Source organism: Micrococcus sp. M4NT, assembly GCF_033790745.1.
In the GTDB taxonomy this organism is placed as follows: domain Bacteria; phylum Actinomycetota; class Actinomycetes; order Actinomycetales; family Micrococcaceae; genus Micrococcus.
Window position 1 is genome coordinate 1 of record NZ_JAMYEH010000005.1, and the last position, 14,820, is coordinate 14,820.

The following is a 14,820-nucleotide window of genomic DNA, read 5'->3' on the forward strand; positions in this document are numbered from 1 at the left end:
TGCCCCCCCCCCCCCCCCCCCCGCAGCGCGGCAGCGGCCACGACGAGGGCCAGCATCGCGGACAGCACCGCCAGGCCGCCGTAGCCGGCCACGACCGAGCCGACCGCGAGCGCGGAGCCGTTGCCGAGGCCGGACAAGACCTGGCTGGCGGCGAGGGTGCGGACGGTGCGGCGTTGGGCGGCGCGGCGGGGGGTGGTGTCGAGGAGCCCGGCGGGGGTCACCGTTCGCGCTCCATCTGGCGCAGCTCCTTCTTCAGCTCCGCGACCTCGTCGCGCAGGCGCGCCGCGAGCTCGAACTGCAGCTCGGTGGCGGCCTGGTGCATCTGGGCGGACATCTGCTCGATGAGGTCCTGGAGGTCCTTGGCGGGGATGGACCCGGCGCCGACGGCGGGCGCGTCGCCGTCGGAGCCCGTGCCCGCCCGCTCGGCGCCCTCGCGGACGGAGGAGAGCCCGCGGTGGCCCATGCCGTAGTCGAAGCCGGACTTCACGCCCCCCATGCCCTTGAGGAAGTCGGCGGTGTCCGCGTCCTCACGGGCCAGCTGGTCGGTGATGTCCGCGATCCTCTTGCGCAGCGGCTGCGGGTCGATCCCGTGCTCCTCGTTGTACGCCACCTGCACGGCGCGCCGGCGGTCGGTCTCCTCGATGGCCTGCCGCATGGAGTCCGTGATGCGGTCGGCGTACATGTGCACCTCGCCGGAGACGTTGCGGGCCGCGCGGCCGATGGTCTGGATGAGCGAGGTGGAGGAGCGCAGGAAGCCCTCCTTGTCCGCGTCCAGGATGGCCACGAGCGAGACCTCGGGCAGGTCCAGGCCCTCGCGCAGCAGGTTGATGCCCACGAGGACGTCGAACACGCCCTGGCGCAGCTCGCGCAGCAGCTCCACGCGGCGCAGGGTGTCCACGTCCGAGTGGAGGTACTCGACCTTCACACCCGCCTCGAGCAGGTAGTCGGTGAGGTCCTCGGCCATGCGCTTGGTCAGCGTGGTCACGAGGACGCGCTCGTCCTTCTCGACGCGGACGCGGATCTGCTCGAGCAGGTCGTCGATCTGGCCCTGCGTCGGCTTGACCACGATCTTCGGGTCCACGAGCCCGGTGGGGCGGATGATCTGCTCCACGCAGCCGTCCGCCTGGGAGAGCTCGTAGGTGCCGGGCGTGGCGGACATGTAGACGGTCTGCCCGATCCGCTCGAGGAACTCGTCCCACTTCAGCGGCCGGTTGTCCATGGCCGAGGGCAGGCGGAAGCCGTGCTCCACGAGCGTGCGCTTGCGGGACATGTCCCCCTCGTACATCGCGCCGATCTGCGGGATGGTCACGTGGGACTCGTCCACCACGAGCAGGAAGTCGTCCGGGAAGTAGTCCAGCAGGCAGTGGGGGGCCGAGCCGGCGGGCCGCCCGTCGATGTGCCGGGAGTAGTTCTCGATCCCGTTGCAGTAGCCCATCTGCTGCATCATCTCGAGGTCGTACGTGGTGCGCATCCGCAGGCGCTGGGCCTCGAGCAGCTTGTCCTGGGACTCCAGCTCCTGGAGGCGCTCGCGCAGCTCGTCCTCGATCGAGGTGATCGCCTTGCCCATGCGCGTGTCCCCGGCCACGTAGTGGGAGGCCGGGAAGATGTACATCTCCGTCTCCTCCCGCACGACCTGGCCGGTGAGGGGGTGGAGGGTCTGGATGGACTCGATCTCGTCCCCGAAGAACTCGATGCGCACCGCGAGCTCCTCGTACATGGGGATGATCTCCACCGTGTCCCCGCGCACCCGGAACGTGCCGCGGTGGAAGTCCGTGTCGTTGCGCACGTACTGCATCTGCACGAACTGGCGCAGCAGGGCGTCCCGGTCCATCTCCCCGCCGCGGCGCAGGGTGACCATCTGCTCGATGTACTCCTCGGGCGTGCCGAGGCCGTAGATGCAGGAGACGGTGGCCACCACCACCACGTCCCGGCGTGTGAGGAGGGCGTTGGTGGCGGAGTGGCGCAGCCGCTCCACCTCCTCGTTGACGGAGGAGTCCTTCTCGATGAAGGTGTCCGACTGCGGGACGTAGGCCTCGGGCTGGTAGTAGTCGTAGTAGGAGACGAAGTACTCGACCGCGTTGTTCGGCAGCAGCTCACGGAACTCGTTGGCCAGCTGTGCCGCGAGCGTCTTGTTCTGCACCATCACGAGGGTGGGCCGCTGCAGCCTCTCGATCAGCCACGCGGACGTGGCCGACTTGCCGGTGCCGGTGGCGCCCATGAGGACGACGTCCTTCTCCCCCGCCTGGACACGCTCGGCGAGCTCCGCGATGGCGGCGGGCTGGTCGCCTGAGGGCTCGAACGGGGAGACGACCTCGAACGGCGCGACGACGCGGTTGATCTGCTTGGCCAGGCTCATGGGCAGAACCCTACGCGCGCCGCCGACGCGTCAGCGCGTCACGGCGCAGCGGGCGGAGCGAGGAACCGGTCCCACACCTGGTTCGCGGCGGAGGCCAGGCGCGTGAGGTCGGCGTCGTTGACGATCACGACGTCGGCCGCCGCGCGGCGCTGCGCGTCGCTCGCCTGCGCGGCGATGCGCGCCTCGGCGTCCTCCCGGCTCATCCCCCGGTCCTGCGTCATGCGCCGGATCCGCTCCTCGAGCGGGGCCTCCACGACGACGACGAGGTCGAAGGCGTCCGCCTGGCCGGTCTCCACGAGCAGCGGCACGTCCTGGACCACGACGGCGTCCGGGCCCGCCTCGGCCACGATCCCGCGGGCCATCTCCCGCACCCGGGGGTGCACGATCCGGTTGAGCCGCTCCCGCTCGCCCGCGTCGCCGAACACGATGCGGGCCAGCGCGACCCGGTCGAGCTCCCCGTCGGCGGTGATCACCCGGTCCCCGAACGCGTCCTGGACGGCGGCGAGGCCCTCCGTCCCCTTCTCGAGGACGGCGCGGGCCAGTGCGTCCGAGTCCACCAGCAGGGCGCCGCGCTCCTCGAGCACCCGGGCCACGGCCGACTTGCCGGCCGCGATGCCCCCGGTGAGCCCCACGTGGACGCGGGGACGGTGGGCGACGGGGGCGGGTGGCTCGGACATCGACTCTCCTGGAGGACTCAGCGGGCAGGGTGGGAGGCGCCGGCGGCGTCGACGACGGGCTGGATCCTCGCGTCCCAGTATGCCCGGACCTCGTCGCGGAGCTCCTCGAGGGTGCCGGCGTTCTCGAGCACCGTGTCCGCGACCTCGGCGCGCTCCTCGTCCGCCGCCTCCTCGTCGATGAACGCCCAGGCCCGCTCGCGGCTCATCGCGTGGGAGTCCATGAGGCGGGCGACGCGCAGCTCGGCCGGGGCGGAGACCGCGAGCACCTGGTCGAACTCGCGGGCGGAGCCGGTCTCGGTCAGGAGCGCGAGGTCCATCACCAGCACGGCGTCCTCCCCGACGGCCCTGGCCCGGGCGTCGGCTTCGGTCCGCACGGCCGGCGCGACGATCTCGTACATGCGGCGGCGCGCCGTCGTGCTCTCCGTGGTCAGGCGGTTGAGGGCGCGCACGTCGAGGGAGCCGTCCGCGTGCACGATCTCCTCGCCGAACACCTCGCGCAGCTCGTCGAGCACGGCACTGCCGGGCACGAGGACCTCGCCCATGAGGTCGTCGAACTCGACGACGACGGCACCGAGCCGCTCGAGCTCCTCCCCCACCGCGGTCCGGCCGGCCGCGACGCCGCCGGTCAGGCCGACCGTCAGGAGGGCGTGTTTGGCGGCCGCACGCTGCTGGTGCCACGTCTTCGGCGTGTGGGTGTCGTACTCCGGCTCCGTGCCCACCTCGAACTCGGGGCGCACGACGTAGTCGGACACGTCGGCGCCGTCCTCCGCGGCGCGGCGGCGGTACTCCTCGGCGGGGAGCACCTTCTTCCACTGGCGGGTGCGCATCGGACGGGCGGTGCCGGCGTCCTCACGGAGCGCCTGAACGAGGAGCACCACCTGGACGACGGTGATCATGAGGATCGGCAGGCCGATCACGATGATGACCTCCTGGAGGGCGGCCAGGCCGTCCTCCCCCGCCGTGAGGATGATCGCGGCGCACACGGCGCCGATCGACACGGCCCAGACGACGCCCTGGATGCGCGGGGCAGGGTCCTCGTGGCCGTTGACCATGGCATCCATGACCAGGGCGCCGGAGTCGATCGAGGTGATGAAGAACAGCGAGATGACCACGAGCGCGACGACGGCGGCGCCGAGGGAGAGGGGGGTGCCCTGCAGGTGCTGGAACAGCGCGGCCTGCACGTTGCCCTCCTCCACGATGGTCCGGGTCAGGTCTCCGCCCGTCCCCGGAGACGGGGCGGTGGCCCGGTCCGACTGGAACGCCGAGTGGCCGTAGACACCCATCCAGATGATCACGAACGCCGTCGGCAGGCCGAGTCCGGCGGCGACGAACTGGCGGATGGTGCGGCCGCGGGAGATGCGCGCGAAGAACATGCCGACGAACGGGGCCCACGTCACGGTCCAGGCCCAGTAGAAGACCGTCCAGTCGCCGGACCAGGCGCCCGAGTTGTAGGTGTCGTTGTAGGTGGAGAGCAGGGGCAGTGCGGTGACGTACTCGCCGACGGCCTGCACCGTCCCGCGGATGACGTCCATGCTCGAACCCGCCCACATGAGGACGTACACCAGGAGGGCGATCGCGAGGATGATGTTGGCGTAGGAGAGGCGCTTGACGCCCTTGTCCATGCCCGCGAGGACGGAGGCGACGCCCACCGCGGTGATCACGGCGAGGATCAGGGCCTGGACCCAGGGGGCGACGGGCGTGCCCAGCACCTCGTTCATGCCGGAGTTCAGCTGCAGGGCACCCAGGCCCACGGACACGCCGAGGCCGAAGACCGTGGAGACCACCGCGATGATGTCGATGGCCTTGCCGACGGGGCCGTGGATGCCGTCGCCCAGCAGCGGCTGGAACGCCGACGACACGCGCGGGGGCAGCTTGCGCTTGTACGTGAAGTAGCCGAAGCACAGCCCCGGCACCAGCAGGATCGCCCACATGTGGATGCCGAAGTGGAAGTTGGCGATGCTCATCGCCTCCGACGCCGCCTGGTCGGAGAAGGGCTCGGTGCCGGCCAGCGGCGGGTTCGCGTAGTGGTTGATCGGCTCCGCGATCCCCCAGAACATGAGCACGGCGCCGACGCCGGCGGCGAACATCATGGCGAACCAGACGAGGCCGGAGTACTCGGGGACCGCGTCGTCGTCGCCGAGCTTGACCCGGCCATAGCGGCTGAAGGCCAGGCCGAGCATGAAGACGACGAGGACGGTGAGGCTCAGGGTGTAGATCCAGCCGGCGTCGTAGCGCAGCCACGTGGCGACGATGCCGAAGGTGCGCTGCACCGGGCCCGGAAAGAGCCCCATGGCCGCGGTGAAGAGGACGATGAGGCCGAGGGAGCCGAAGAAGATCGCCGGGCTGGTGCGGAGCCGGAGGGCGTCGTGCAGGCGCGTGAGCGGGGAGGTCATGGGTCTCGCAGACGGGGTCGGGTCCAGCCCGCGGCGGCGGTTCGTGCGCTCACCGGTGGGCCGGTGCCGGGTGGCACGGGTCACCAGGCTAGCGTGCGCCCGCGGTCGGCGCATGCCGAGCGCCTACGCTGGTGCCCATGTCTGTCGACCCCGCCCCGGGCCTGCTCGGGCCCGCCGACGCCGCGCGGTGCACCGTGCTCCCCGCCGGCGCACGGCGCCCCGAGGGCTGGGTCCGCCTCGAGCAGGAGGTGCGGCGCAGCCGCTTCCGCGCCTACCTGGGACGCGTCGCCGACGAGGACGAGGCCCGCGAGATGGTCGCCGAGCTGCGGCGCCGCCACCACGACGCGCGGCACGTGTGCAGCGCCTTCGTCCTGGGCCCGCGCCGGGAGCGCATGCGCTCCTCCGACGACGGCGAGCCGGCCGGCACCGCGGGCACCCCGATGCTGGAGGCCCTCGTGCAGCGGGAGACCCGCCCCGGCCACGCCGACCTCACGGACGTCTGCGCCGTCGTCGTGCGCTGGTTCGGGGGCGTGAAGCTCGGGGCGGGCGGCCTGGCGCGCGCATACTCGGACGCCGTCTCCGCCGCCCTGGCCACGGCGCCGCTGCTCTCCCGGGAGCGCATGGCGCTCGGAACGATCGCCGCGCCCCATGCCGACGCGGGGCGCTGGGAGAACGACCTGCGTGCCGCCGGGGTGCACGTCACGGACACCGACTACGCCGCCGACGCCGCGTGGCTGCACGTCGCGGTGGCGGACTCCCCCGCCGCGTGGGCGGATCTCGAGCAGAGCCTCGCGGGGATCACCGCGGGCAGCGGACGCGTGGAGCGCGTCGGAGAGGACTGGGTGGACCATGACGACGACCTCGCACGATGACCGCGGCCGCGTCCCGGTGGGGGTGACCCCCGACGTGGTGCTGGGCAGGCTCCCGGACGACCTGACCCGCGGCGTGCCGTGGGAGTCCCTCACGCGCTGGCCCCTGCCCGCCGAGGCGGGGCGCGCCGCCCACGACGCCGCGGACGTGCTGCTCCTCGACACCCTCGCCGGATGGCTGGCGTGCGGTCACGCGGCCGGCCCCGTGGTGGTCCTCGAGGACCGGCACGGCGCCCTCACCCTCCCCCTGCTCGCGGCCGGGCACGACGTCCGCCTGGCCCAGGACGACGCGTCCGCCGAGCGCTCGGTGCGGGCGAACCTGGAGCGCTGGCGCGCGGAGGGCCTGCTGCGGGGCTCCGCCGGGTCCCTGACGCACGCGGAGCTCGACGATCGGCTCGTCCGCGGCGCCCGGACCGTGCTGCTCCCCCTGCCCCGCTCCCTCGACGAGCTGGACCGGATCGCCCGGATCCTGGCGCGCGGCGCGGACCCCTCCGTCGTCGTGCTGGCCGGGGGCCGGGACAAGCACATGAGCCCGCGGATGAACGCGGTGCTGGCGGCGTCCTTCCAGGACGTCGTCGCGAACCGGGGCCGCCGCAAGGCGCGCGTGCTCACGGCCCGCGCGCCCCGCGCGGGCGTGGCGCCCCGGCCCCACGACGAGACCACGGCGGCCCTGCCGGGCATCGGCCCCGTGCGGCTCGTGGCCGAGGCCGGCACGTTCGGCGGGGCGCACGCCGACCCCGGCTCCCGCCTGCTCCTCGAGGCGCTGGCGGAGGACCCGCGCCCCCCGGCCCGCGCCGTGGACCTGGGCTGTGGCAACGGCCTGATCGCGGTCGGCGCGGCCCGCCTGTGGCCCCACGCCCGGATCACCGCGACGGACCAGTCCGCCGTCGCGGTCGCCTCGACGCGGGCGACGGCCGAGGCCAACGGCCTGGCCGAGCGGATCGAGGCCGTCCGGGACGACGCGCTCGCCTCGTGGGCGGACGCCTCCGAGGAGCGGATCCTGCTGAACCCCCCGTTCCACGACGGCAACGCGGTGGACCCCACGGTCGCACACCGCCTCTTCGAGGCCGCCGCGCGCGTCCTGGCTCCGGAGGGGGAGCTGTGGTGCGTGTGGAACTCGCACCTGCACCACCGCGGGATCCTGCAGTCCGTCGTCGGGCCCACCCGGCAGGTCGCGCGGAACCGCACGTTCACGGTGACGGCCTCCACGCGGCGCGGCTGACCCCGGACACGACGAAGCGCCCCGCCCCTCCGTGATGGAGGGACGGGGCGCTCGTCCGTGGTGGGCGTCCGCCCGGGCGGCGGCCGTCACCGGCTCACCGCACCGGATCAGTTGCCGGTCAGCTTCTCGCGCAGGGCGGCGAGGGCCTCGTCGGAGGCGAGGGTGCCGCCGTCGGAGGCCGGGGCCTCGGAGGAGTACGTGGAGGCGCCGGCGCCGGCGGAGGAGGACTCGGTGCCCGCCTGGGCCTCCTCCTCGACGGAGCGACGCACCTGCTCCTTGTGGGCCTCCCAGCGGGTCTGGGCGTCGGCGTACTGCTGCTCCCACGCCGCGCGCTCGGACTCGAAGCCCTCCATCCACTCGTTGGTCTCGACGTCGAAGCCCTCGGGGTACTTGTAGTTCCCCTCCTCGTCGTACTCGGCGGCCATGCCGTAGAGCGCGGGGTCGAACTCGGTACCGTCCGGGTCCACGCCCTCGTTGGCCTGCTTGAGGGAGAGGGAGATGCGGCGACGCTCGAGGTCGATGTCGATGACCTTGACGAACAGCTCGTCGTTGACCGACACGACCTGCTCGGCGGTGTCGATGTGGCGCGAGGCCAGCTCGGAGATGTGCACGAGGCCCTCGATGCCGTCCTCGACGCGCACGAACGCGCCGAAGGGGACGAGCTTGGTGACCTTGCCGGGCACGACCTGGCCCAGGGCGTGGGTCCGGGCGAAGAGCTGCCACGGATCCTCCTGGGTCGCCTTCAGCGACAGGGAGACACGCTCGCGGTCCATGTCGACCTCGAGGACCTCGACGGTGACCTCCTTGCCGACCTCGACGACCTCGGACGGGTGGTCGATGTGCTTCCAGGAGAGCTCGGAGACGTGCACGAGGCCGTCCACGCCGCCCAGGTCGACGAACGCGCCGAAGTTGACGATCGAGGACACGACGCCCTGACGGACCTGGCCCTTCTCCAGCTTGTGGAGGAAGTTGGAGCGGACCTCGGACTGGGTCTGCTCGAGCCAGGCACGGCGGGAGAGCACCACGTTGTTGCGGTTCTTGTCCAGCTCGATGATCTTCGCCTCGAGCTTCTGGCCGATGTAGGGGGCCAGGTCGCGCACGCGGCGCATCTCCACCAGCGAGGCGGGGAGGAAGCCGCGGAGGCCGATGTCGATGATGAGGCCGCCCTTGACGACCTCGATGACGGTGCCCTCGACGACGCCGTCCTCCTCCTTGATCTTCTCGATGTCGCCCCAGGCGCGCTCGTACTGCGCGCGCTTCTTGGAGAGGATCAGGCGGCCTTCCTTGTCCTCCTTGGTGAGGACGAGGGCCTCGACGGAGTCGCCCACGGTCACGACCTCATCCGGGTCCACGTCGTGCTTGATGGACAGCTCGCGGGAGGGGATGACGCCCTCGGTCTTGTACCCGATGTCGAGCAGGACCTCGTCGCGGTCCACCTTGACGACGGTGCCCTCGACGAGGTCGCCATCGTTGAAGTACTTGATGGTCGCGTCGATCGCGGCGAGCAGCTCCTCGGCGGTGCCGATGTCGTTGACGGCAACCTGGGGGGCGTTGGAAGTGGTGGTCATGTAGGAGGGACTCCGATGGGATTGGGGTTCATGCCGAGGCGGCCCGGGCACGCGCGTGTCCGTCACCCGGCATGGGTTGTGATGGTCAGATTCAAGAGCGCACGAAAGTGCCCTTCCAGGCTATCAGAAACCCACCAGGGACCGCACGGGCGCCGTGGGCCGCAGGATCGCGTCCAGGCGGTCCGCCGCGCCGGGCACCCGCTCCTCCACCAGGCCGCTCGCCACGCGGGCCGCGGCCCCGCCCGCCGCCCCGTGCCCGCCGAGCCACACCGCCGACAGGTCGGCCACGTCGAGCACGAGATCGGCCTCCGCCGGCTCGGCCGCGGCCACGCTCGCGGCGCCCTCCTGCACCGCGAGCCGCCACGTTCCGTCGGCGTGGCCGAGCGGGTCCGCCACCGTCAGGACGACCTCGCCCTCGCCCAGGTCGTCACGGGCGCCGAGGGCGGCGGGCACGTCGAGGATCCGCAGGTAGAGGTCGTCGCCGTCGCGCTGGGTGCGCATGCGGCGCTCGTCCTCGAGGAGGGCCTCGACCCATCCGGCCTCGGGGGCCCGCTCCCACTCCACCCGCTCGACGAGGTCGAGGCTCGTGAGGTGCGCGAGCAGGCCGCGGCGGGCCTCCGGGGTGAGGGCGATGAAGAGCTCCATCGTCACCGTGGGGGGCTCGACGTCCCAGCCCTTGAAACGGTACAGCGTGATCCCCTGCGCCCGCCCCGCCTCGTCCCGATGCACGGCGGCGTAGAGGCCGGTGCCCTTGCCGTCGTTCTTGAACCGGCTGCGGTCCTCCCAGCGGATCGCGGTCATGGCCGGTCGCTGAGTGGCGCCGGGGGTCGCGCGGCGGACCCTCTGGTAGAGCTCGTCGGCGAGGGGGCCGATCTCGCGCGGCTCCTCCCGCGTGACCCGTCCCGCCGGCGCGTCGCCGCGCAGCCGCACCTCGCCGCGGACGTCGAGGTGCGTGCGGCGCCAGCGGGTCGCGGCGCCGAACCCGAAGCGTCCGTAGATCGCGGCCTCGGAGGCGGTGAGGGCCGCGACGGGCATCCCGGCCGCCGCCGCGTCCGCGAGGCTGCGGCCCATGAGCGCCCGGAGGATCCCCCGGCGGCGGAACCCCGGGTCCACGGTCACGGCGCTGATGAGCCAGGCGGGGACGGTGACGCCGGGCGAGACGGTCAGCTCGGACGGGAAGTCCTCGAACGTGGCGACGGGGCGGGACGCGGCCGGGTCGTCTCCGGCGGCGTACGCGTCGACCATGCGCCGGCCGTCCGCCTCCCCCGCCTCGAGCAGCTGCGCGAGCGCCTCGCCCGCGGGCGGCTCCTCGTAGAACCCCCGCTCGACGGCCAGGGTGTGCCGCTCGAACGCCGGGTCGCCGGCGCGTCCCGGGGCCACCACCAGCTGCAGGCCGTGCGCGGCGAGGCTGTCGTCGTGGGCGTGGTGCGGGGGCATGGGTCCTCCTGGGTCGGGACGCGTCAGAAGCCGGTCAGGGCGAAGGGCAGGCGGGGCTGGCGCAGGAGCGTGTCCAGGTCCGTGGCCGCGCCGGGGCGGTGCTCGCGCAGGATGCCCGCCTCGCGCATGACCTCGGCCTGCACCCCGCCCAGGAGCACGGAGCCCAGCTCCGCCACGTCGAGGGTCAGCTCGGCCTGGCCCTCGTCCGCCGGGCGGACGCGCCCTCGGCCGTCCGCCGCCGAGATCTCCCACGTGCCGGCCGCGTGGCCGAGGTCGTCCTCGACCGTCACGGCCACGGCGCCGTCGTGGAGGTAGGGCCGGGCCTCGAAGCACGCGGCGACGTCCAGGATCCGGTGCCACAGGTGGTGGTGGACGCCGCGGGTGTAGATCCGGGACTCGTCGCGCACGAGGAACTCGAGCATGCGGTCGTTGGGGACCGAGGGCAGGCGCAGCCGCACCACGAGGTCGAGGTTGCCGAGGAACTCCAGCAGGGCCCGGTAGGCCTCGGCGTCGGCGGCCCACAGGGCCACCACGGTGGCGGTCACGGGCTCGTCCGCCACGAGCTCGGAGGCCTCCCCCGTCACCCGGTAGACGGCCACGCCGCGGTCCGTGCCGTCGGGGCCGGAGAACACGACGCCGCGCAGCCCCTGCGGCCGGCCCTCGTCCACGCGCGGGTCCCGGTCCGTCTCCTTGGCCGCGTGGAAGCGGATGCGCTCGACCGAGCCGAGCTGTCCCTCGAAGGCCCGACGCCACAGGCCCTCGATCAGCTCGCCCGACGTGGTGGGCTCGATGAACCGGAAGCCGCCCTCGGGGCGGCCGCCGCGCAGCTGGATCCCCCGGGTGACGTCGAGCCACACGGAGCGGTAGTACGTGGAGACGCCGAAGCCGAAGCGGCGGTAGATGGTGGCCTCGGTGGCGGTGAGCGCGGCGATCGGCACGCCCGCCTCACGGGCGCGGCGCAGCGAGTCCGACATCATGGCGCGCAGGATCCCGCGGCGCCTGTGCGTGGGCGAGACGGTCACCTCGGAGATGCACCAGGCCGGCAGGAGGCGCCCGGCGCCCACATTCAGGTCCTTCGTGAAGTCCACGAGAGTGCCCACCGGGTCGACGGCGTCCGGGTCGGCGCCCTCGGGGTAGACGCCCACCAGCCGGCGGCGGTCGCCCTGCTCGACGCCGATGAAGCGGTCGGCCAGGCGCAGCTCCGGGTCGCCGACCTCGTGGAAGTTGCGCTACAGGACGGCCGTGTGCCGGCGGACGGCGGGGGCGTCGTCCCAGCGGCGCGCAAGGTCGAACGGCGCCTCAGGGTCCGCCAGCCCGGCCTCCCACGGGGAGGGCACCGGGCGCAGCTCGAGCCCGTGCTCGGCCAGCGCGCCGGCCGGATCGGGCGCCGCCGCGGGGTCGGAGGACTCTCGCGGGGCGGTGGTGTCAGTGGGCTGCGGCATGCCAGGTCCTTCCTTCGCCGACGTGGACGTCCAGCGGCACGGAGAGGTCCGCGGCCCGCCCCATGCGCTCCTTGAGCAGGGCCGTGGCGGCCGCGAGCTCGTCGCGCGGGACCTCGAGGATGAGCTCGTCGTGGACCTGGAGCAGGAGGCGGGAGCGCAGGCCCTGCTCCTCGAGGCCGGCCTGCACGTCCAGCATGGCCCGCTTGATGATGTCCGCCGCCGAGCCCTGGATCGGGGCGTTGAGGGCGGCGCGCTCGGCCATGTCCCGCAGCTGGCGGTTGTCCGAGTTCAGGTCCGGCAGGTAGCGGCGCCGCCCCTCGATGGTGGAGGTGAAGCCGTCCTGCCGGGCCTGGGCGACGACGTCGCGCAGGTAGTCCCGCACCCCGCCGAAGCGGTCGAAGTAGCCCTTCATCAGGCCGCGGGCCTCGTCCACCGAGATCTTCAGCTGCTTGGACAGGCCGAACGAGCTCAGTCCGTACGCGAGCCCGTAGCTCATCGCCTTGACCTTGGAGCGCTGCTCCGCGCTCACCTCGTCCGGGTCCACGCCGAACACCTGCGAGCCGACGAAGCTGTGCAGGTCCTCCCCCGTGTTGAACGCCTCGATGAGGCCGGCGTCCTCGGAGAGGTGGGCCATGATGCGCATCTCGATCTGCGAGTAGTCCGCCGAGAGCAGCACGGCCTCCGTGCCGTCCACCTCGCCCGCCGTGAAGGCCTCGCGGATGCGTCGGCCGGCCTCGGTGCGCACAGGGATGTTCTGCAGGTTGGGATGCAGGGAGGAGAGGCGGCCCGTGGCCGCGGCGGTCTGCGAGTAGGTGGTGTGGATGCGCCCGTCCGGCGCCACGGTCTCCAGCAGGCCCTCCACGGTCTGGCGGAGCTTCGTGACGTCGCGGTGCGCCATGAGGTTCTCCAGGAAGGGGTGCTGCGTCTGCTCGAGCAGGTCCTGCAGCGAGTCCACGTCCGTGGAGAAGCCGGTCTTCGTCTTGCGGGTGCGCGGCATGTTGAGGCGCTCGAAGAGGACCTCCTGCAGCTGCTTCGGGGAGCCGAGGTTGACCTCCATGCCCCCGGTCTCCTCCGCCACCGAGGCCCACGCGGACTCCTTCGCGGCGTCCGCGCGCTCGGCGAAGTCGGCGCGCAGCGCCTCGAGGTGGTCGCGGTCCACGGCGATCCCGGCCAGCTCCATGCGCGCGAGCAGGCGCGCGAGCGGGATCTCCATCTCCTGGAGCAGCCGCTGGGCGCCGCGTTCGAGCACCTGGGGGGTGAACTCGGCGGAGAGGCGGCGGACCACCCACGCGGCGCGGACGGCGTCCGTGGCCCGCTGCGCGCGCTCGGCCGCGGCGCCTCCGCCGTCGAGGTCGAGCTCGCCCTGGGCGGAGGCGGGTTGCCCCGTGGCCGGCGCGGCGAGCGGAGTGCGCAGGTGCGCCTCGGCGAGCGAGGCCAGGTCCACGTCCCGGCGGTCGGGCTGGATCAGGTAGGCCGAGAGGAGCACGTCGTCCTCGACCCCGCCGATCACGGCTCCCTCCCCCAGGCCGGCCGGCCGGGTCGGGGCGGCCAGCGCCTTCACGGTGCGCTTGAGGTCGTGCACGGCCTTGGCGGTGCCGGCGTCCTCGAGCGCGTCGCGCACGGCCGCCATGAGCTCCGCGTCCGGCCCCTCGGCGTCGAGGTCCACGTAGAGCGCGGCGTCGTCGGCGGCGAACGCCACCCCGACGGGGGTGCCGTGGGTGCCCGGCACGGGCACCTTGCGCTTCGGCAGCATGTCCGGGCCGTCCACGACGACGTGCACCCCGAGCAGCGCGCCGGCGTGGGCGGCGAGGAACCCGCCCAGGTCCGCGGCCGTCGTCGCGACCACGTGCTCGGGGGCCTCCTCGACCTCGGCGGCGGGGGCGTCCGCGCCGAGGCGCTCGGAGAACACCTCGAAGACGCGGTCGCGGATGCGGTTGAACTGGAGGGCGTCGAAGAGCTCGGACACGGTGTCGTGGTCCGGCATCGTCAGCGCCATGGCCTCGAGGTCGACGGGCAGGTCGAGGTCCCGCACGAGGGCGTTGAGCCGGCGGTTGCGCCGCACGTCCTCGAGGTGGGCGCGCAGGGCCTCGCCCTTCTTGCCGGTGATGCTGTCCGCGTTCTCCAGCACGCCCTCGAGCCCGCCGTAGGCGTTGATCCACTTGGCCGCGAAGCCGGGGCCGACGCCGGGCACGCCCGGCAGGTTGTCCGCGGACTCCCCCACGAGCGCGGCGAGGTCCGGGTACTGGGCGGGGCTCACGCCGTACTTGGCCATGACGGCGTCCGCGTCCATCGGCGGGATGTCAGAGACGCCCTTCTTCGGGTACAGGACCGTGGTGTGCTCGGAGATGAGCTGGAACGCGTCCCGGTCCCCGGACACGACGACGGCGTCCCACCCCGCGGCCTCGGCGCGGGCGGAGAGCGTGGCCACGATGTCGTCCGCCTCGTAGTCCTCCACCGTGAGGGTGGGGATGCCGAGGGCCTCCATGACCTTCACGGTCAGCTCGATCTGCCCCGCGAACTCGGCGGGGGTCTCCGAGCGGCCCGCCTTGTACTCCGCGTACTCGGCGGAGCGGAACGTGGGCCCGGAGAGGTCGAAGGCGACCGCCACGTGGGTGGGCGCCTGCTGGCGGATCATCGTCAGCAGCATCGCCGTGAAGCCGTAGACCGCGTTGGTGTGCTGACCGGTGTCGGTCGCGAAGTTCTCGGCCGGCAGCGCGTAGAAGGCGCGGAACGCCATCGAATGGCCGTCCAGCACCAGCAGGCGCGGCCGGGTCTCGGAGGTGCCGGTCTCGGCCGCGGCGGTCTCACCCATGGTCTCGTTGCTCCTCTCGTGGTCCAGGTGCCAGCCTAGTGCCC

General features: G+C 73.1%; 10 protein-coding genes and 1 pseudogene. 2 read left to right on the forward strand and 9 right to left on the reverse strand.

Annotated features, from left to right (window positions below):
* From NJC10_RS04285 to coaE (NJC10_RS04300), 4 genes and pseudogenes are all read right to left on the reverse strand, one after another.
* Positions 1 to 221: pseudogene (locus tag NJC10_RS04285) on the reverse strand (MFS transporter); the annotation flags it as partial.
* Positions 218 to 2,356: an excinuclease ABC subunit UvrB gene (gene uvrB, locus NJC10_RS04290; protein ID WP_319074801.1), complete on the reverse strand. Its 2,139-nt coding sequence runs from the start codon at positions 2,354 to 2,356 to the stop codon at positions 218 to 220. The gene uvrB and the pseudogene NJC10_RS04285, both read right to left, overlap by 4 nt.
* Positions 2,357 to 2,394: 38 nt before the next feature.
* A complete protein-coding gene (gene coaE / locus NJC10_RS04295; RefSeq protein ID WP_248116971.1) occupies positions 2,395 to 3,033 on the reverse strand; it encodes a dephospho-CoA kinase in 639 nt (212 codons plus the stop codon).
* Positions 3,034 to 3,050: 17 nt separating this feature from the next.
* Entirely contained in the window at positions 3,051 to 5,426 is a 2,376-nt protein-coding gene (gene coaE / locus NJC10_RS04300; RefSeq protein ID WP_319075001.1) for a dephospho-CoA kinase, read from the reverse strand.
* A 137-nt stretch (positions 5,427 to 5,563) separates the two neighbouring features.
* Between coaE (NJC10_RS04300) and NJC10_RS04305 the strand changes: the two genes are divergently transcribed.
* Together NJC10_RS04305 and NJC10_RS04310 are read left to right on the forward strand one after the other, a co-directional pair.
* On the forward strand, positions 5,564 to 6,298 hold the full coding sequence (locus NJC10_RS04305; protein WP_319074802.1) for a YigZ family protein: 735 nt from the start codon (positions 5,564 to 5,566) through the stop codon (positions 6,296 to 6,298).
* Entirely contained in the window at positions 6,276 to 7,517 is a 1,242-nt protein-coding gene (locus NJC10_RS04310; protein ID WP_319074804.1) for a class I SAM-dependent methyltransferase, read from the forward strand. The genes NJC10_RS04305 and NJC10_RS04310 overlap by 23 nt, the downstream gene beginning before the upstream one ends.
* A gap of 107 nt (positions 7,518 to 7,624) precedes the next feature.
* Here the strand turns inward: NJC10_RS04310 and rpsA are convergent, their stop codons facing one another.
* The 5 genes from rpsA to polA form a co-directional block, all read right to left on the reverse strand.
* Positions 7,625 to 9,085: a 30S ribosomal protein S1 gene (rpsA, locus tag NJC10_RS04315; RefSeq protein WP_319074806.1), complete on the reverse strand. Its 1,461-nt coding sequence runs from the start codon at positions 9,083 to 9,085 to the stop codon at positions 7,625 to 7,627.
* A 123-nt stretch (positions 9,086 to 9,208) separates the two neighbouring features.
* Positions 9,209 to 10,522 (reverse strand): GNAT family N-acetyltransferase, encoded by a 1,314-nt coding sequence (locus tag NJC10_RS04320; RefSeq protein WP_319074808.1) that lies wholly within the window; start codon positions 10,520 to 10,522, stop codon positions 9,209 to 9,211.
* A gap of 23 nt (positions 10,523 to 10,545) precedes the next feature.
* On the reverse strand, positions 10,546 to 11,667 hold the full coding sequence (locus tag NJC10_RS04325) for a GNAT family N-acetyltransferase (protein WP_319074810.1): 1,122 nt from the start codon (positions 11,665 to 11,667) through the stop codon (positions 10,546 to 10,548).
* An 84-nt stretch (positions 11,668 to 11,751) separates the two neighbouring features.
* Positions 11,752 to 11,964 carry a hypothetical protein gene (locus NJC10_RS04330; RefSeq protein ID WP_319074812.1) on the reverse strand — a complete coding sequence of 71 codons (213 nt, stop codon included), beginning with the start codon at positions 11,962 to 11,964 and terminating at the stop codon, positions 11,752 to 11,754.
* Positions 11,948 to 14,776 (reverse strand): DNA polymerase I, encoded by a 2,829-nt coding sequence (gene polA / locus NJC10_RS04335; protein WP_319074813.1) that lies wholly within the window; start codon positions 14,774 to 14,776, stop codon positions 11,948 to 11,950. Before polA ends, NJC10_RS04330 begins: the two co-directional genes overlap by 17 nt.
* Positions 14,777 to 14,820 lie beyond the last annotated feature (44 nt).